We start from the raw sequence: 19,355 nt of genomic DNA, 5'->3' as shown, positions 1-19,355 counted from the left end.
ACCACACTGAAATTTGTAACATAAAAAGTAACATTTTAATTATATCACCAAAAACGCCTCAACTATCACCTTGCCGAAAAACCAACACAATGAACATATATACAATAATATAGAAAGTAATTTAAAATAAAAAGGTGACAAAAGTGACACTTATTTCACTCTTTTTATTTGTAACTTTTCTGTTCCGTTTTTATAAGCTACTTACTTATATAAGACAAATTTATTCATAAAAACATTACAGACTACGAATAAAAGTAATTTGACAAAATATTTAAAAATAATTTTTAATCATTTGTTTAAATTGATATTTTAATTTACGTTTGTAGCTCAATTAAGAAATAAACAGAATACATCACAAAATGGAAAAAGATATTTCGACAGAAGAAAAAATAAAAAATGCAGCCCGAAAAGTATTTCATGAAAAAGGATATGGGCAAGCCCGAACTCGCGACATAGCAGAAGAAGCAGGAATAAACCTTGCCTTGCTCAACTATTATTTCAGGAGTAAGGAAAAGCTTTTTGATATAATCATGAAAGAAAGCTTACAAGAAATGTTTGGACTGATCGTGAATATTGTAAACGCAGAAGATATTAGTCTTTCGGATAAGATAGACATGATTGTTGCGCGCTATATAGACTCTATCTCAAAAAATCCGAATCTTCAGTTATTTGTTCTAAGTGAAATACAAGCCAATCCTCACAAAATAATAGAAAAGATGGGACTTAAAGGAAAATCTATCGCAAATAATTTCCTATTTAAACAGATACAGGAACAAATAGATAAAAAAGAAATAAAAGGAGTAGCCCCGCTTCAGATTTTTATAAATATAGTATCCATGTCTATTTTTCCTATCGTAGGAAAGCCTTTATTAATGAACCTGCATGCTCCTTTCGGAGAAAAAGAATATGAGATATTTATAGAAGAACGAAAAGCATTAATTCCACAATGGATAAAAATGATGCTTAAAATAGATGAATAATAGAATCAGCATGAAAAAATCATTAATCATCATCACATATTCGCTTTTCTTTTCTGCAATAGCTTTTGCTCAAAATACACTTACCATAGAGCAATGTCAGCAAATGGCAAAAGAAAATTATCCGCTTATCAAACGGTACGGGTTGATTGAGCGGTCGAAAGAATATAATCTCTCAAATGCCGGAAAAGGCTATTTACCTCAATTCTCATTATCGGCTAAAGCTTCGTATCAATCGGAAGTGACAAAGATACCTATCGATATCAAGGGTATAGATATCAAAGGGCTGAGCAAAGATCAGTATTCTGCTGCAATAGATGTCACCCAAACAATATGGGACGGAGGCATAATAAACAGCAAAAAGGATATTACAAAAGCTTCGTCCTATGCAGAACAGAAGCAACTGGACGTTGATATGTACAAGATAGTCTATCAGGTAAACCAAATGTATTTTGGCATCTTGCTCCTCGATGCAAGATTGAAGCAAAACACACTTTTACAAGAAGAGTTACAACGAAATTTTGACCTGATATCAAGCTATATAACCAATGGAATAGCGAATCAAACAGACTTGGATGCGATAAAAGTAGAGCTACTGAAAACTGTACAAAATAAGGCGCAGATCGTTTCCAATAAAAAGGCATACTTAAATATGCTAGGTATTCTTATCGGACAAAAGCTAGACGAAAATACCATCCTGCCAAAACCGAATGCGGACAATTTAATCATATCATCACAAGTAAAACGACCTGAGCTGGAGTTGTTCGACGCACAATTAGTAAATCTAGAAACGCAAAAGAAAGCAATAAAAGCCGGCTACATGCCCAAACTTGGACTATTTCTCACCGGTGGATATGGAAAACCTGCGCTGAATATGCTCAATAATGATTTCTCGGCATATTACATCGGAGGAATACGCTTGTCTTGGAACTTTGGAAGCTTGTACACACAAAAAAACGACAGGAAACTAATAGAAACGAATCAGGATAATATTGCAACTTCACGAGAAACATTCCTTTTCAATACAAGTTTGGAAACCTCTCAAGAACAAAACGAAATAAACAAGAATAAAGACCTGCTAAAATATGATGACGATATAGTCACCCTTCGCAACAATGTAAAGCGGGCAACTGAAGCAAAGGTGACAAATGGAACATCAACCGTCATTGACCTCATGCGCGATGTGAATGCAGAAGATCTTGCAAAGCAAGACAGAATACGACATGAGATAGAATTGCTTCAAGCTATTTACAATTTAAAATATACAATAAACAATTAAACAAGAAGTAAGAAAAAACGATATACTTTTCTCTCTACATCAAATGAAAAATAATATATGAAAACAATAAAAAATATAGTTTATGCAAGTATTATACTCTTGCTTACAGCTTGCGGAAAAGGGAATGGAGACTATGATGCATCCGGCGTTTTTGAGACTACTGAGGTAATTGTATCAGCCGAAGCAAACGGAAAGATTATGCAGCTCAATTTCATTGAGGGGCAACAAGTAGAACAAGGTAGACCTCTCGGGTATATAGACACCGTGCAATTATATCTAAAAAAGATGCAGCTTCTCACCAATACAAGTGCAGTAAAGAGCGGGCGTGTAGATATACCCAGACAGATAGCAGCTATAAAGCAACAAATTGCAACCCAAAAAAACGAGCAGAAACGATTCGAGAACTTGGTAAAGGCAAACGCTGCAAACCAAAAACAATTGGATGATATAAACGCACAGATACTGGTTCTTGAAAGGCAGTTAACTGCACAAACGGAATTATTAGAAAATTCGAACAAGAATATATCGGAACAAAGCTCGGGACTGGGCGTGCAGGTAGCCCAAATAAATGATCAGATACAGAAATCTATTATCAGTAGCCCTATCAATGGGACTATCCTTTCTAAATATGCAGAACAAGGAGAGCTCGCAACACAGGGAAGAGCTTTATTTAAAGTAGCAGACATCGAACACATGTTCCTTCGGGCATACATTACAGCAAGCCAATTGACACAAGTGAAAATAGGACAAGCCGTAAAAGTATATGCAGACTTTGGAGGGAAAGAAATGAAAGAATATTCAGGGACTATAACCTGGATATCGGATAAGTCAGAGTTTACGCCTAAAACGATACAGACTCGTGACGAACGAGCCAACTTAGTATATGCCGTAAAAGTAGCTGTAAAGAACGATGGATACCTAAAATATGGAATGTACGGAGAATTAAAATTGAATTAAAACAACAAGCTATGTTGAAAGAGCTGATAAATAGTGATACAAAACTTATTTGTGATACACTTGCCGAAAAAGGAATGCTTACGATACATGATCTCGAAGTAATAACAGGCTATAGAGAAATGTATATTTATCTGGCTCTGGGATGGTTGTCTAAAGAAAACAAGATTAACTATGTGGAGAAAGATGATGACTTGTACATTGAATTGAATGCATAAGATATGAAAGCTGTTTCAGTTCAAAATATAAAAAAAAGCTACAAATCTGTACAGGCTCTCAACGACATAAGTTTCGATGTAGAGCAAGGAGAGATATATGGTATTATAGGACCCGATGGCGCGGGCAAAACAAGCCTTTTCAGGATACTTACTACCTTACTGCTTGCAGATAGTGGCAATGCAAAGGTAGATGGTTTGGACATAGTGAAAGATTATAAAGAAATACGGAACAGAATAGGCTATATGCCGGGAAGATTTTCGCTCTATCAGGATTTAAGCGTGGAAGAGAATTTAGAGTTTTTTGCTACGGTATTTAATACAACCATACAAGAAAATTATCATCTGATAAAAGATATATACCAACAAATAGAACCTTTCAAGGATCGCAAAGCAGGAAAACTTTCCGGCGGTATGAAACAAAAGCTGGCTTTGTGCTGTGCATTGATACATAAGCCTTCTGTATTATTTCTGGACGAACCCACTACAGGAGTAGACCCTGTGTCGCGGAAAGAATTCTGGGATATGCTTAAGCTGCTGAAAGAGCAGAATATTACGATACTTGTATCCACTCCTTATATGGACGAGGCTAAACTCTGCGATCGTATAGCTCTGATACAAAATGGGTCTTTCCTCGATGTAGAAACACCACAGAATATAATAAACCGATATCCCGAGATATTATGGTCTGTACAGTCTGATGATATGTATAAACTACTAAAAGATCTTAGGAGTCATAGTATGGTAAAAACATGTTTTGCGTTTGGAGAAGTACACCATATCACTGTAAATAAAGATTTCTCGATAAATGAACTGAGTGAATATCTGGCAAACAGCGGACATACAGGCATTTATATACACGAGATAAAGCCAAGTATAGAAGATTGTTACATGCTATTGGCTCAAAACGAACAACAATGAACGAAACAGTTATACATACAGAAAAACTGACGAAGAAATTCGGAAATTTTACAGCTGTAGATAATATATCTTTTAGTGTAGAAAAAGGCGAAATATTCGGATTCCTAGGAGCGAATGGTGCGGGCAAAACCACAGCCATGCGCATGCTTTGCGGATTGAGCTATCCAAGTTCGGGAAAAGGCTTCGTTGCCGGATACGACATATCGAAGCAACAAGAAGCTGTGAAGAAAAGCATCGGCTATATGAGTCAAAAATTTTCCTTGTACGAAGACCTGAAAGTATGGGAAAACATCAGGCTATTTGGAGGAATATACGGAATGAAAGAAAAAGCTATTGAAACTAAAACTTCGCAAACGCTCGGCGAACTGGGCTTTATCAAAGAACGGAATACACTGGTAAAGGAACTACCGTTGGGTTGGAAACAAAAGCTTGCTTTCTCTGTGTCTATATTCCATGAGCCAAAAATTGTATTTCTGGACGAACCTACAGGTGGAGTAGATCCCGCTACCCGCAGACAGTTTTGGGAACTTATATATCAGGCTGCCAATAAAGGAATTACCGTATTTGTTACCACCCACTATATGGACGAAGCCGAGTACTGTAACCGAATTTCGATTATGGTAGATGGTAAAATAGAAGCGCTGGATACACCAAAGAATCTGCGCCACCAGTTCAATGCCAAAAATATGGATGAAGTTTTCCAACAACTGGCACGAAAAGCAAAACGCTCTGATAATTGATATTATGAAACAATTTCTCTCTTTTGTAAAAAAAGAATTCTACCATATATTCCGCGATAAGCGTACTATGCTGATCTTACTGGGAATGCCCATTGTGCAGATCATTATATTTGGCTTTGCTATAACCACTGAGCTCAAAAACACAGAGATCGCAATATTCGACCTCTCGAAGGATATTTCGACACAGCGCATCATCGAACAACTTGAAGCAAGCGAATACTTTACAGTCTCGCAAGTTTTGAATAGTTCCGATGATATTGAACAGGTTTTCAGGCAAGGAAAAGTAAACATGGTAGTTGTATTTGGAGAAAACTTCAACAGCAACTTGTTACATACAGGAGAGGCTTCTATACAACTCATAGCCGATGCTACAGACCCCAATCAATCGCTCATGCAAACAGGGTATGCTACAAATATAATATCGTCATATCAACAAGAATTGATGCGTGAGCACAACGTTCCTTTCCGCATAATACCCGAAGTGAAAATGCTGTATAACCCTCAGTTAAAAGGTGCATACAATTTCGTACCGGGAGTTATGGGGCTTATCCTCATGCTGATATGTGCCATGATGACATCTATAGCCATTGTACGCGAAAAAGAAATGGGCACAATGGAAGTTTTGCTCGCTTCGCCGATAAAGCCTATTTATATTATTCTGGCTAAAGCAGTACCATATTTTACGCTATCGGTAGTGAATCTCACTTCGATATTGTTATTATCATACTTTGTTCTCAAAGTACCTGTAATGGGAAGTCTGTTTTGGCTTGCTGTTGTATCATTCATATTCATTGCGGTAGCACTTTCGCTAGGGCTGTTTGTATCTACCATTGCGAATACGCAAGTAACAGCGATGCTGATTTCGGGAATGGGTTTTATGATGCCCGTCATGCTGTTATCAGGCATGATATATCCGATAGAAAGTATGCCTGAAGTACTACAGTGGATATCAAATATCATTCCTGCTAAATGGTATATCGATGCCATAAAAAAACTGATGATACAAGGCGTAAGAGTCGAATTTATATTGAAAGATATGGCTATTCTCGTATCTATGTTCATATTACTGATTACAATAAGTTTGAAAAAGTTTAAAGTTAGATTAGGCTGATTATCATGATAAAATTTTTGATCGAAAAAGAATTTAAACAGATTATGCGGAACTCATTTCTTCCGAGATTAATCATAGGCATGCCAATTATGATGATGCTCATTATGCCTTGGGCTGCCAATCAGGAGATAAAAAACATTAAGTTAAGCATTGTTGATAATGATCACAGCACCTATTCCGAAAGATTAGTCCGCAAAGCAACCTCATCCGGATATTTTCATCTTACGGATATGTCTCCATCGGGTGATAAAGCTTTGCATAGTATCGAGTCGGGAAAAGCAGATGTTATACTCGAAATACAACCCGATTTTGAGAAAAACCTTGTAAAAGCAGGAGTGGCTAATGTTATGATATCCGCAAATACAGTCAATGGCGTGAAAGGCTCACTAAGTTCTTCATATATGGGTGCTATACTATCCGATTTTTCATCGGAAATCAGAGAAGAATGGTCTCCAAAGAGAGAGGGTGCAGCATTACCCCTTATCAACGTGGTACCTCAGTACAAATTCAATCCTAATTTAGATTATAAAGTCTTTATGGTCCCGGCATTGATGGTAATACTACTTACATTGCTAACCGGCTTTCTACCCGCATTGAACATTGTAAGCGAAAAAGAAATGGGTACAATAGAGCAAATGAACGTAACCCCAGTAAATAAGTTTACATTCATTTTAGCAAAGCTTATTCCATACTGGGTCATCGGATTCACAGTGCTTACTATCTGCTTTGGTTTCGCAGCATTCGTTTATGGGATATTGCCTGTTGGCAGCTTATTCACAATCTATCTTTTTTCGGGAGTTTATATTTTGGTAGTATCCGGATTCGGACTGGTTATTTCCAACTATTCAAATACAATGCAGCAAGCCATGTTCGTGATGTTCTTCTTTATAATGATTCTGATATTGATGAGTGGTTTGTTTACTCCTATAAGTAGTATGCCCGAATGGGCACAGATTGTTACAATCTTCAATCCATTGAAGTATTTCATACAAGTGATGCGAATGGTTTATCTCAAGGGTAGTGTGTTTATGGATTTAACCACACAGATGTTTGCTTTACTGGGCTTTGTGGTGTTTTTCAATACTTGGGCTATCATTAGTTATAAAAAGACGAACTAAAAAGTAATAGGAGGCTTATTATCACAACAAACCTCCTACTTTATCAACCTATTTTAACATTCAAAATGTTATTCTATTTTTTCCATAAATTTTCCATATCTTCTAACGTCTTACCTTTTGTTTCAGGTAAACGTTTCCATACAAATAATGCAGCAATAACTGCAAGTGAGCCATATACCCAGTATGCAAATCCGTGATTGAACATACTTACTAATGTCTCGTTCTTGTCCATGATAGGGAATGTCCAAGAGATTAAGAAATTCGATACCCATTGTGCAGCTACAGCAATAGACATCACACTCGAACGTACCGAGTTAGGGAATATCTCTGCAAGCATAACCCAACAAACAGGGCCCCATGACATAGCGAAACCGGCTGTATATGTAAGCATAAATACAAGTTTCAATGTACCGGGTAGTCCTTGAGAAAAAGATGTTCCCAAGCCAAGCATAGATACTGCCATCACTAAAGCTCCTGTAATCAACAGCGGCTTACGCCCGAATTTATCAACAGTCATAATAGCCAATACTGTAAACGACAGATTGATAATACCTACAATGATAGTTTGCAACAGTGCCGAATCTGTACCCGATCCCATACTCTTAAATATTTCGGGAGCATAGTATAACACAACGTTAATACCCACAAATTGCTGAAATGCAGATAACAATACGCCTGTCATTATAATCAGGAATCCGTAAGATTTAACAGGAACATACAATGCTATTACAAAGCTGGCTATCATAGAGATTTCCAATGCACTTGAAACTCCGACTAACGATAGCGAAATAAGACCCACAACAAATAAGATAAGCCATGTCATCATAAAACGATAATATGGTTTTAATGATGCTGTTTCTTCATTATCAAAACTTTGTCTTATTTCTACCATTTCCTGCTTAGCCATTGTGTTACCTACAAGCTTGGTAAGAATACCTTCTGCTTTTACGGTGTGGCCTTTCATCACAAGCCATCTTGGTGTTTCGGGTGCAATAAACAATAATAGGAAGAATATGACTGATGGAATAGCTAACGAAGCAAACATCCATCTCCATCCTGTTGTATGGAGCCACTCTGTGTCTCCTTGTTTTGCTATAAAATAATTTACAAAATATACTACCAGCATACCAAATATAATGGCAAACTGATTGAGTCCTACAAGGCTACCTCTCTTGCTGGGAGGTGCTATTTCTGCGATGTACATAGGAGAGACCATCGAAGCTATACCAACTCCTACACCGCCTATTATACGATAAAAAACAAAATGATATACAAAAGAGTGATCTCCTGCACTAGGCATCTGGAAACCTATTTCGGGCCATGCAGACCCTATTGCTGCTAATAGGAATAAAATAGCCGCAGCAAACAATGCTTTTTTACGTCCAAAAGTCTGACTTACCCAGCCTGCCATAGCCGCACCAAAGATACAGCCAATCAGAGCGCTACTTATCACGAAGCCCTCCATTGCATTGGCCTCGTTCAAGGATAATCCCATCGGCTCTATAAAAAAGTGCCGAAGCGATTCTACCGTACCTGAGATAACTGCCGTGTCGTAACCGAACAGCAATCCACCCAGTGTGGCAATCAGTGTCAGTTTTAGCGTATATGATTTACTCGCTTCATTTTTCATTGGTCAATAATTATTTAAGGAACAAAGGGATTGTTTTAAAAGTAATTTATATTTTCTAGTTGTCATATCGAACGAAGTGAATCAAAAATCGGCAGAACCAAATATCTCTTTTCGGATAATTTAGAGACTCTTCGTAACACTCAGGATGACAATAGCGAGGAACTTTTGATAAGAATGTTATTACTTTTAAAAACAATCCCTAGTTATATGTTTAGATATACATATTTACAATAGCCTCATAAAGCTCTTGCTTACCGCTTATTTGCTTAGGTTCGCCTACTTTATGTGCAATTGTGCGTAAATCTTCAAGAGTTAACTTGCCATCTTCAAAAGCTTTACCTTCTCCACCATCGAATGAAGCATAACGCTCTTTACGTAATTTGTTGTAATCTGAGCTTTGAAGAATATCAGCAGCAACTAACAAGCCACGTGCAAATACATCCATACCCGAGATATGAGCAATAAACAAATCATCCATATCTGTAGAGTTACGACGTATCTTAGCATCGAAGTTTACACCACCATTTCCTAATCCGCCATAAGGCAACAATACCAACCATGCATGAGCAAAATCATAGATATCGAGAGGGAACTGGTCTGTATCCCAACCATTCTGATTATCTCCGCGGTTAGCATCGATACTACCTAATAGACCCGCATCAGCAGCAGCCTGCAATTCGTGTTCGAATGTGTGACCAGCAAGAGTAGCGTGGTTAACCTCAATGTTCACTTTGAAATCTTTGTCTAAACCATAGTGACGAAGGAAGCCTATAACAGTTTCTGTATCAAAATCATATTGATGTTTAGTAGGTTCCATTGGTTTAGGTTCGATAAGGAATGTACCTTTGAATCCTTGTTTGCGAGCATAGTCACGAGCCATTGTCAACATTTGAGCCAAGTGATCTTTTTCACGCTTCATGTCGGTATTCAACAAGCTCATATAACCTTCACGACCTCCCCAGAACACGTAGTTAGATCCGCCAAGAGCGATAGTAGCATCAATAGCATTCTTTATTTGAGTTCCCGCACTTGCAACTACATTAAAATCAGGGTTTGTTGCAGCACCATTCATATAACGTTCGTGGCTGAAAACATTAGCTGTACCCCAAAGAAGTTTTACTCCCGAAGCTGCTTGTTTTTCTTTTGCATAGTCTACGATTGTGTGCAAATTCTTTTCATATTCAGTCCAAGAGTTACCAGCATCTACCAAATCTACATCGTGGAAGCAATAATAATTGATTCCCATCTTAGTCATGAATTCGAAAGCCGCATCCATTTTATATTTTGCACGGCTGATAGCATCGTCTCCTATATTCCATGGGTGATGAATAGTTGCTCCTCCAAATGGATCACCACCGTTAGCACATAGTGTATGCCAATATGCCATTGCAAAACGAGTCCAATCTTTCATTGTTTTACCCATTACCACTTTGTTTTCGTCATAAAAACGGAATGCTAATGGATTTTTGCTTTCTTTTCCTTCAAATTTGATTTTTCCAATACCCGGAAAAAATTCTTTTGTTCCTTTTAAAATTTCCATGATTATAGTTTTTATTTTAAATGATTAATAATCTTATTTTTTAGTTACCAGATTTCTCCATTGTTGATATGCCTCTCTATATTGATCTCTCTTATCTTTCTCAGGTTCTATGACTGCTAATTTTTCGAGAGAAGCAAAAGCTTCCTGAGGTGTGGCATAAAGCCCTATACCAATCCCGGCTCCTTTAGCAGCTCCGGCAGCACCATCTGTATTATATAATTCTATAGTCACATCACTTACACTGGCTAGCGTTTGTGAGAAAATAGGACTTAGGAACATATTCGCATATCCGGCTTTCACTGTAGAGATATTCATACCCATCTCGCGCATAATTTCCATACCATATTCGTAAGAGAAAACAATGCCTTCCTGTGCAGCACGAAGAATGTCTTTCTTATCATGAATATTAAAATTGATTCCATGTATCGAGCAATTAACATCTTTATTTTCCAATACGCGCTCGGCTCCATTACCAAAAGGAATAATACTAATACCCTTCGCTCCAATAGGTGATTGAGCAGCCAAAGCGTTCATATCGCTATACGATAAGCCTTCAAGAGCTAAGTTTCGTTTCATCCATGAGTTAAGAATACCTGTTCCGTTGATACAAAGCAGTACACCAAGTCTGATTTGTTCCGGCGTATAATTAACATGCGCAAAAGTATTTACACGCGATAGTTTATCATAGTTCAGCTGATCCAAGACTCCATATACAACACCCGATGTTCCGGCAGTAGAAGCTATTTCGCCCGGCTCGAACACGTTGAGAGAAAGAGCATTGTTAGGCTGATCGCCTGCCCGATAAGAAACAGGGATACCTTCTTTTAATCCAAGTTCTTTGGCTGCCGAAGATGAAACATAGCCTTGTATACCAAAAATAGGTTTTACCTCTGGGAAAAAACTCTTCGGTATTCCATAGTGATTCAGTACATCTTCGGATAATGTATTTGTCTTAAAATCCCAGAAGATACCTTCTGACATTCCCTCGATAGTAACAACGATATCATTTGTTAATTTCATCCCGATATAATCACCGGGCAGCATCAGTTTATCTATTTTTTCATAGATATGAGGTTCATTCTCCTTTACCCATGCGAGTTTAGATGCTGTAAAATTACCTGGAGAGTTAAGCAAATGACTCAAACATTTTTCCTCACCAATAGTTTTAAATGCCTTTTCGCCATAAGGTACAGCACGGCTGTCGCACCATATTATAGAGGGTCGAAGTACATTTTTATCTTTATCTACGAGCACCAACCCATGCATTTGCCAGGTAATACCAATAGCTTGTATATCATCACCTTTTGCTCCCGACTTTTGCATCACAGATTGATGTGCAAGTTTGAGGTTTGCCCACCAGTCGGCAGGTTCTTGTTCTGCCCATCCTGATTTTACAGCTGTAATTTTCATTTCCTCTTTCGGAAAAAAGTCTGAAGCAACAATTTTTCCTGTGCTGGCATTTACCAGACAAGCTTTTACCGAAGAGCTACCAATATCATATCCTAATAAATACATGATAGATGTGTGTTTTTATGTTTTTTAAATCGATTATATACTTGTTTTCAACTTATTATAAGCCTTTTTGTCAAATTTATAATAACGGGCTGCACGATGAGATACATCTTTTTGTTTCTCCTCCAAAGGAATAACATAACTCATCGCTGCTACCTTCTTATGGAAATTGCGTATATCAATTTTCTTATTATATATTGCTTCATACAGTTTATGCAACTGACTTATCGTAAACTTCTGAGGTAAGAGCTCGAAAACTATAACAGGATTGTATTCTATCCATCGACAGATTTCCACCAGCGATTCTTTTACGATCTGATTATGGTCAAATGGCATTTGTGGTATTTTATCAATCGGACACCATTCTGTTTGCTTATATTTAGAAACATTGTTTAATTTTCTGTCTACCTTACAAAGAGACAAATACGCAACAGTAATCAGGCGATTAATATTTGGTTGATAAGCTGTATCGAGCCATTTTCTATCATCCGGGTTATTGGATCTACCCGGTGAGGCAAAACAACGAAATTGCTTCAACGACATCCTCTTGATCCCTGTAAGCTCAAATAAAACACGATTTGCAGCATCATCCACATCTTCTTGATCATATATAAGGCTTCCGGGAAGTTTGAGATCTTTTTTGCTTTTTTTATCGGTATTACGCTGCACCAATAGTATATTCAACTTGTCGTTCTCGAATCCGAACACAACGCAATCGACAGAGACATAAGTATGAATGAAGTTTATTTTCATGGTAATCCGGCTATAAAACTTATTGTACTAAGTACAAATATATAACTTCCTTTTAAAACACCATCAAACACTCATACCTATTTTTAGTTAAATATTTGTATTACAACTAATTACATATCATACACAATACAATAAGAACAAACAAGATATTGTAGTTCGTACATTAATAAAGAACTACTAATAAAGGCATTAGCCAAAAATAAATTAACATATAAGCCCGAAAGCCTATATGTTAATTATCACAATAAGATGTTTAAATAAAAAAGTATATTATTTGCTATCTATCTCTATAGAATCTCCCTTCAAATTAGGAGAAATTGCTTTTAATATTATCTTCCCTGCCTTTTTATGAGACTGTACAACAACCAAAGCTTTTCCACTAAACAGTTTTCTTGAAGGCTTTTTCAAAGAATTCGGATCAGTAGGATCTCCATTATCAGTTCCGGCTATAAAACCATCTCCTTCTATCGTAAAGTTTATAAGATTATCAGCTACAGGAACAGGATTGCCCTCTGCATCCAAAGCCTCAACCGTAATAAATGACAAATCTTTCCCATCGGCTTTGATTGTCTGCCTATCTGCTGTAAGCCTTATGGAAATAGGATCACCTGTTGTTTTAACTTCCCTTGTCAGCACCTCTTTTCCATCTTTATAAGAAACAGCTTTCAGAGTACCTTTGTGGAAAGGAACACGCCAAAACACATGATATACATCTTTTTCTTTGGCCTTCTTTCCCAGAGATAAGCCGTTCAAGAACAATTCTACCTCGTCAGCATTATTGAAATATGCCCATATATCCACAGTCTGACCCTCTTTCCAATTCCAATGCGGAAAGATGTGAAGAACATCTTTATTTGTCCATTCACTCTGATACATATAATATACATCTTTAGGAAATCCAGCAAGGTCAATTACTCCGAAATAGGAACTGCGAGACGGCCACCAGAATGGAGTAGGCTCTCCCAAATAGTCGAAACCTGTCCACAGATAGACACCCGAAATATGATCATAGTTTTTCACGAGTCTCCATGTATCTTCGTGAGTACTTCCCCACGGTACATGACAATTATCGTATGATGAACAATGATGCACAGGACGATCGAAAGGCTTGTCCCATCTCTCGGGCCAAATGTTCATACTATCGGAAGGCATTTCGTAATATCCTCGAGACATTAGACCTGATGTAGACTCTGTAATAATCAGCTTTTGATTCGGAAATTTCTCATGAAAATTCACCCAATTATTTCCATGATAATTGAAACCGATAATATCCATCGCACCCGATCGGAAGATATGATTGGATGGCTCTGTTTCATTATTTCCTGTTGTAATCGGTCGTGTAGGATCAAGCTTTTTGGCAATATCAGCCAGCTTTATAGTCAAAAGAGAATTTACGTGAAGCTCCTTTGCGTCAATATCTTTTTTGTTTAATGTATTGGCAAAATTTAAGACCATATTAGCCTGTTGCAAATCTAATGTATCGGCATTTATATCTGACCATTGTTCAAGAATTTCATTTCCGATACTCCACATGAAGATAGACGGATGGTTGCGATCACGAAGGATAAGATCGGTCAAATCCCGTTCGTGCCATTCAGGGAAATATTGGGAATAATCGTACGGTGATTTCTTCTTTCGCCACATATCGAAAGCCTCATCCATAACGATGAACCCCATTTTGTCGCACAAATCGAGTAATTCGGGTGCAGGTGGATTATGAGAGGTACGAATGCCATTGCATCCCATCTCTTTCAGAATTTCGAGCTGACGTTCAAGAGCCCTTGTATTAACGGCTGCTCCTAAGAATCCTAAATCGTGATGATTACAGACTCCTTTTATCTTTATAGATTCGCCATTCAGAAAGAATCCTTTATTCGGATCGAAAGAAAAGTAGCGAATACCTAACGGAGTTTCATATTCATCTACAACTTTCCCATTTTGCTCTATACGAGTTACTATTTTATAGAGATATGGATTGTCTATCGACCATAAGATTGGATTTGAGACTTTCAAACTTTGCCCCATAGAGACATTCTCTCCAGCACCAACACTTTCTGAATTATTTATTCTAGCAATCTCTTTACCATCTTTATCTATCAGGATAGAATATAGTTCAAATGTTTGACTAAGGTCTGATGAATTTTTTATATTCGTTTCTATCTTAATCTCGGCATTGTCTCTTGTTACTGTAGGTGTAGTTACATAAGTACCCCAATGATCAACATGTAAAGCATTTGTAGTTACCAGCCATACATTGCGATAAATACCCGACCCTGAATACCACCGAGAATTGGGTTGCTTCGAGTTGTCTACACGAACGGCAATAACATTCTTTTCTCCGACTTTAATATATGGGGTTAGATCGTAACGAAACGAAATATATCCATTGGGACGCTCGCCTAAGAGATGTCCGTTTATCCATACTTTACTATTCCAGTATATACCATCAAAATCGATATACACATTCTTTCCCTCATCGGATTTATCTACTATAAAGTCTTTGCGATACCAACCTATACCACCCGGTAATGCTCCACCTCCGGGAGTAGCCGGATTCTTGAGCGAGAAATCTGCTTCTATACTCCAGTCGTGAGGAAGATCAAGAATCCTCCACTTTGCATCGTCATATTGAGCATTATATGCTATAGAATCATCGCCCAGATAGAATTTCCAACCTTCGGTAAAGTCTACATTCTCTCTTACTTTCTTTGACGAAGAACACGAAAAGAGAACCGTACAAATAAAAAGAAATAGATAATGTTTTTTCATGTCTGATATTATAATCCTTAAATTTAGAAATAAAGGTCGGATATGTATCTTCCGACCTCTATCAATTTCAACCTTAAAAAACCCATAAAAACCAATAAAGATTTCACAATCTTTTTCTACACTTTATTTCCCTGCGCTAATAATAGCATTAATAGCATCTGTATGTACTTGCTCTCCGGTAGTTCTATTGAACAGACCTGAAGCTTTATCACCCGTAGGGCCATTATCCCAATAAACAGGAATCAGTCCATCCTGAACTGCCACTTTAGTTATATAATTCAGATAATAATTACGAGCCTTTACATGATTTGCATAATCGGCAGTACTCAACGATGCCCTCAATGTTGCAGCATATTCACCTAGGATTACAGGAATCCCCATATCTACAAAATTTGTTTTAATTTTTCCAAATTGTGTATCAGCCCAATCTTCTTGCCCCCATGTGGAAACTCCGGCTCCTGAAAAATCTTTACCCCAAAGGAAAATTGTATTTTCTTCAGCTAGTGTAAAATCATAAGGGTCGTAGTAATGAACTTCCGCCATGATACGATTGGCTGTAGGATCTGTAGGCATTTTCATATAATTTACGGCATAGTCTATATTCGTATTGTATGACTGAACGATAAGGTTACGCCAAGTATTTTTTCCTCCGGTAGAACGCACTGCATTAATAAATGTCTGGTTGTATGACTGCTGTACTTCTATATTTTCTGCCGATGGGGTATTATAGTTGGCATGAACTTCGTTTGTTCCTGCAAAAAGGAGGTGTTCGTCATAGTCACGGAAATATACGGCAATTTGTTCCCACAATGCTTTTTGTTTTTTATTTACTTCGACCTGTTTATCGTAGGTTGGATTTTCTTCAAGCCAGCCTCCATCCCAATGGATATTAATTATTGCATACATATTGTTATCAATACAATAGTCAACAACTTCTTTCACACGGGCAAGTCTTGCATCCGATATTTTATATGTAGTCTGATCCTCGATATATGCATTCCATGCGCATGGTATACGCACGGTATTAAATCCGGCTGCTTTTACTCCATCTATCAAAGCTTTAGACGCCTTTGGGTTGCCCCATGTTGTTTCTCCGGCAGTTGTTCCATCTGTAGCTTCGAGCGTATTGCCTAAATTCCACCCAAGTCCCATTTTTGCAGCAAGAGCCGGAGCGTCGTTATTCATACCTGTCTTATCGGCCGCAATATTCAGACTTGTCGCTGCTTGAACAATTGTAACTGTTTCTGACAAATTACCTACTTTAAATACAATAGTACCTTCTCTTTCAAAAATATTCTTGTTAGGAGCAATAACAAAAACTTCGGAAACATCCGAAACGGATTTCGTTGAGGATTTCGTAATCCAATCTCCATTTATTACTATTTCGTGAGAGCCTGATGTTTGTAATTCGACAGTTATATTTTCTCCTTCTGATTTTACATCGTATATATTCTTCTTTACAACAAGTAGATTTGTCAGAGCCTGTGTAACGGCTACTTCCTTTTTTATATTCCCGGCAGTTATTGTCAAGGTCGCATTACGAATATCTGTTGTGGTATTAGCCTGAGCTGATACTATGAGTTTTATGGTCCCTATTTCTTCTCCGGATGCAGGCGAAACAGTACACCAAGACTCAGAACTAGCTACAGTCCATCTTTGGTTTGTCTTTATATGTATGGTATTATCTCCTCCATCTTTTGTGAAAGTCAGATTATCTGTTGAAACAATTAACTCCGGATCGTTTTTATCTTCGTCGCCGGAACAAGAAATGGAGAAAAAGGTCAAGCAAACGCAGATAAGTGTATAAAGCAAAAACTTATATTTTTTCATTCTATGTTGATATAATATGAAAGGGTTTTTAATAAAACCCTTTCATTGGTTACTATCCTTAAACAAAAGAGACTAGTTAATCAGCTGGTATATAATTATACACAAATAGCCATCGACTCTCGCCTGATAAAGCGGGATCTCTTATCACACTTAAACGTAAGTAATCTGCCCCAACAGACTGAATACGACTATCACTCCAATCAGCAACAGCAAATGTAAAATTATCTGCATGCAACATTGGGATATTCAATTTCAGACTATAATTATCATGATTATAGACCCAGGTTCCCGAAAGATTATTTGTCTGATCAAAAGCACCATCTTTAACTGTTTTCTGTATGATATTCACTGTACCATCCATATTAAACTTCATAGAACCATGATCGCCATCTATCATTACCCATGAATTATCTGAAAGACCTGGTGTCCATGCCCCTGTCAATGCAGGAAATGTAATTGGGTCGGCATATGTGAGAGGACCTCCAAATTTAGTACCTTTCACATCTATTTTCCATGTATGTGCACAAAGCATTTTCTTAACAGCTACACTTTCATCGTCACCTGACGCAGACAGCTCAAAATGATAAACCATATATTCACTCTTGGAAGCATCGCGTTTACCCAACCATATACCAGACAAATCTCCAAATGTATTGATTTCTGTTCTGATAATTCTTAAAGCTTTATCCCCTGTTGTAGATAACATCTGTGAACCCGATATAGCAAAGCTAATGTCCTTATCGAAGATGATATTATTGTTAGCATCAGTCTTATATGTACCTTTCTGTTCTTTAGCAGCACCATCCGTAAGTATATAGCTTCCGGTTTTCTCTCCTGTTTTTGTCATCGACAAAGAAATATTATCAATCATACTCTTATTGTATGGATAACCTGCAACAGAATAGTCAGCCGGCGAACTCCAATTGTTCAAGAAAGTCCCATCCAGACCAGTCCAATTATATGGTGTATTGACCGAGAGCTTCCATTTTTTTGTAAATGTTGATGTTAAATCATCATTTGCATTTCCGTTGTATGGAGGTTCCGGATCTCCTGCGACCCAATTATCTTTATATTCCTGAGAAATATAGTTGAAACATGTACCCGACGGAACAAGCATGATCTGCATAAAGTCTTCCGACAAATATAATATCCTGAATTCGGTAGCTGCCAATACTTCTCCATTTCTGCTTGTTACATTTACAGGATAAGCATCGGTAAAGGCAATAGTATGTTCATCTACATTAACCATATACGAACCATTGTAAGATCCTAAGCCATAAGCCTGTTGATCTACCTTGATATTTGCACCGCCAATCAGGTCGAATGTCATTGTTCCAAAGTCAGCAGCATCACACATCCATTTATTACCCGGCCAGTCTGCAAGCCAATACCATAAAGCATTACCATCGTCTCCGGCAAGAGGTGTGATAGCTTTTTTCCAATCCCATGCATCTGCATCAAGATAATTATCTCCTGAAGCTGTGTGAAGGGCATCCCAGTTATATGTACCTGTGAAAAAATACATTGGAGCTAAGAAATGACGACTAACACCTTCGGCATCAAGATCAAGGTACCATGTTTTGGATTTACCTACCCCTCCCGAGATCATAGTCCACACATCGTCATTTACAAAGTCTGCATAAAAATCATCAACCGTAAAAGTAACAGGTTCTCCATATACAATTCCTCCGGGTGTTTCTACCCCGAATGTTACATTGTAAGTACCTGGAAAAGGCATTTTCAACGTCACTTTTTGTTTCTGGCTACGTCCCTGAGGATGATTCCATAGTGGAGTATAACCATTTCCCATCAAACTTGTCAGATAAATAATATTGGGGTTTGAAGCATCGTGTTCAATCTTGAAGGCTATACCTTCAACCAAATCTTCTGCTTTTACATTCTTACTTCCTAAACTATAATCATCAGGAGAGCAAGAAACAAACATCATCGCAAAAAGAGCGAATAATGTAAATATATTAATCAGTTTCTTCATAATTATTAGTTTT

General features: G+C 37.5%; 15 protein-coding genes. 8 read left to right on the top strand and 7 right to left on the bottom strand.

The features are described from left to right. The first annotated feature begins 359 nt into the window (after nt 1-359). Genes HMPREF9456_RS05570 through HMPREF9456_RS05535 form a run of 8 tightly spaced genes read left to right on the top strand, consistent with a single transcriptional unit; the run spans nt 360 to nt 7,315 of the window. Nucleotides 360-980: a TetR/AcrR family transcriptional regulator gene (locus HMPREF9456_RS05570; protein ID WP_006842500.1), complete on the top strand. Its 621-nt coding sequence runs from the start codon at nt 360-362 to the stop codon at nt 978-980. Between the two features lie 10 nt (nt 981-990). Further along, nucleotides 991-2,256, top strand: a complete 1,266-nt coding sequence (locus tag HMPREF9456_RS05565; protein WP_026177035.1) for a TolC family protein — start codon at nt 991-993, stop codon at nt 2,254-2,256. A gap of 57 nt (nt 2,257-2,313) precedes the next feature. After that, the gene (locus HMPREF9456_RS05560) at nt 2,314-3,213 is read left to right on the top strand and encodes an HlyD family secretion protein (RefSeq protein ID WP_006842498.1); all 900 of its coding nucleotides are present in this window, start codon (nt 2,314-2,316) and stop codon (nt 3,211-3,213) included. Between the two features lie 11 nt (nt 3,214-3,224). Beyond that, a complete protein-coding gene (locus tag HMPREF9456_RS05555; protein WP_006842497.1) occupies nt 3,225-3,428 on the top strand; it encodes a winged helix-turn-helix domain-containing protein in 204 nt (67 codons plus the stop codon). Between the two features lie 3 nt (nt 3,429-3,431). Continuing rightward, nucleotides 3,432-4,346: an ABC transporter ATP-binding protein gene (locus tag HMPREF9456_RS05550; RefSeq protein ID WP_006842496.1), complete on the top strand. Its 915-nt coding sequence runs from the start codon at nt 3,432-3,434 to the stop codon at nt 4,344-4,346. After that, nucleotides 4,343-5,086, top strand: a complete 744-nt coding sequence (locus HMPREF9456_RS05545; RefSeq protein WP_006842495.1) for an ABC transporter ATP-binding protein — start codon at nt 4,343-4,345, stop codon at nt 5,084-5,086. Before HMPREF9456_RS05550 ends, HMPREF9456_RS05545 begins: the two co-directional genes overlap by 4 nt. A 4-nt stretch (nt 5,087-5,090) precedes the next feature. Then, nucleotides 5,091-6,197: an ABC transporter permease gene (locus HMPREF9456_RS05540; protein WP_026177034.1), complete on the top strand. Its 1,107-nt coding sequence runs from the start codon at nt 5,091-5,093 to the stop codon at nt 6,195-6,197. Nucleotides 6,198-6,202: 5 nt separating this feature from the next. Continuing rightward, nucleotides 6,203-7,315, top strand: coding sequence for an ABC transporter permease (locus HMPREF9456_RS05535; protein ID WP_018074796.1), 1,113 nt, complete (start codon nt 6,203-6,205; stop codon nt 7,313-7,315). 73 nt (nt 7,316-7,388) lie between these two features. Here the strand turns inward: HMPREF9456_RS05535 and xylE are convergent, their stop codons facing one another. From xylE to HMPREF9456_RS05500, 7 genes are all read right to left on the bottom strand, one after another. After that, nucleotides 7,389-8,945: a D-xylose transporter XylE gene (xylE, locus tag HMPREF9456_RS05530; RefSeq protein ID WP_006842492.1), complete on the bottom strand. Its 1,557-nt coding sequence runs from the start codon at nt 8,943-8,945 to the stop codon at nt 7,389-7,391. A 211-nt stretch (nt 8,946-9,156) separates the two neighbouring features. Continuing rightward, a complete protein-coding gene (gene xylA, locus HMPREF9456_RS05525) occupies nt 9,157-10,485 on the bottom strand; it encodes a xylose isomerase (protein WP_006842491.1) in 1,329 nt (442 codons plus the stop codon). A gap of 33 nt (nt 10,486-10,518) precedes the next feature. Then, nucleotides 10,519-12,000 (bottom strand): xylulokinase, encoded by a 1,482-nt coding sequence (locus HMPREF9456_RS05520; RefSeq protein WP_006842490.1) that lies wholly within the window; start codon nt 11,998-12,000, stop codon nt 10,519-10,521. A gap of 33 nt (nt 12,001-12,033) precedes the next feature. Continuing rightward, on the bottom strand, nt 12,034-12,750 hold the full coding sequence (locus HMPREF9456_RS05515; protein WP_006842489.1) for an NUDIX hydrolase: 717 nt from the start codon (nt 12,748-12,750) through the stop codon (nt 12,034-12,036). A 270-nt stretch (nt 12,751-13,020) separates the two neighbouring features. Next, complete coding sequence (locus HMPREF9456_RS05510) at nt 13,021-15,519, bottom strand: glycoside hydrolase family 2 TIM barrel-domain containing protein (protein WP_006842488.1); 2,499 nt, start codon at nt 15,517-15,519, stop codon at nt 13,021-13,023. Between the two features lie 123 nt (nt 15,520-15,642). Then, a complete protein-coding gene (locus HMPREF9456_RS05505; protein ID WP_006842487.1) occupies nt 15,643-17,349 on the bottom strand; it encodes a cellulase family glycosylhydrolase in 1,707 nt (568 codons plus the stop codon). Nucleotides 17,350-17,425: 76 nt separating this feature from the next. Continuing rightward, entirely contained in the window at nt 17,426-19,342 is a 1,917-nt protein-coding gene (locus tag HMPREF9456_RS05500; RefSeq protein WP_245530993.1) for a hypothetical protein, read from the bottom strand. Between the last annotated feature and the right edge of the window lie 13 nt (nt 19,343-19,355).

The organism is Dysgonomonas mossii DSM 22836 (assembly GCF_000213575.1).
GTDB classification, from domain to species: domain Bacteria; phylum Bacteroidota; class Bacteroidia; order Bacteroidales; family Dysgonomonadaceae; genus Dysgonomonas; species Dysgonomonas mossii.
The sequence above is the reverse complement of the archived record's forward strand: the minus strand, read 5'-3'. Positions and strand labels throughout refer to the sequence as shown.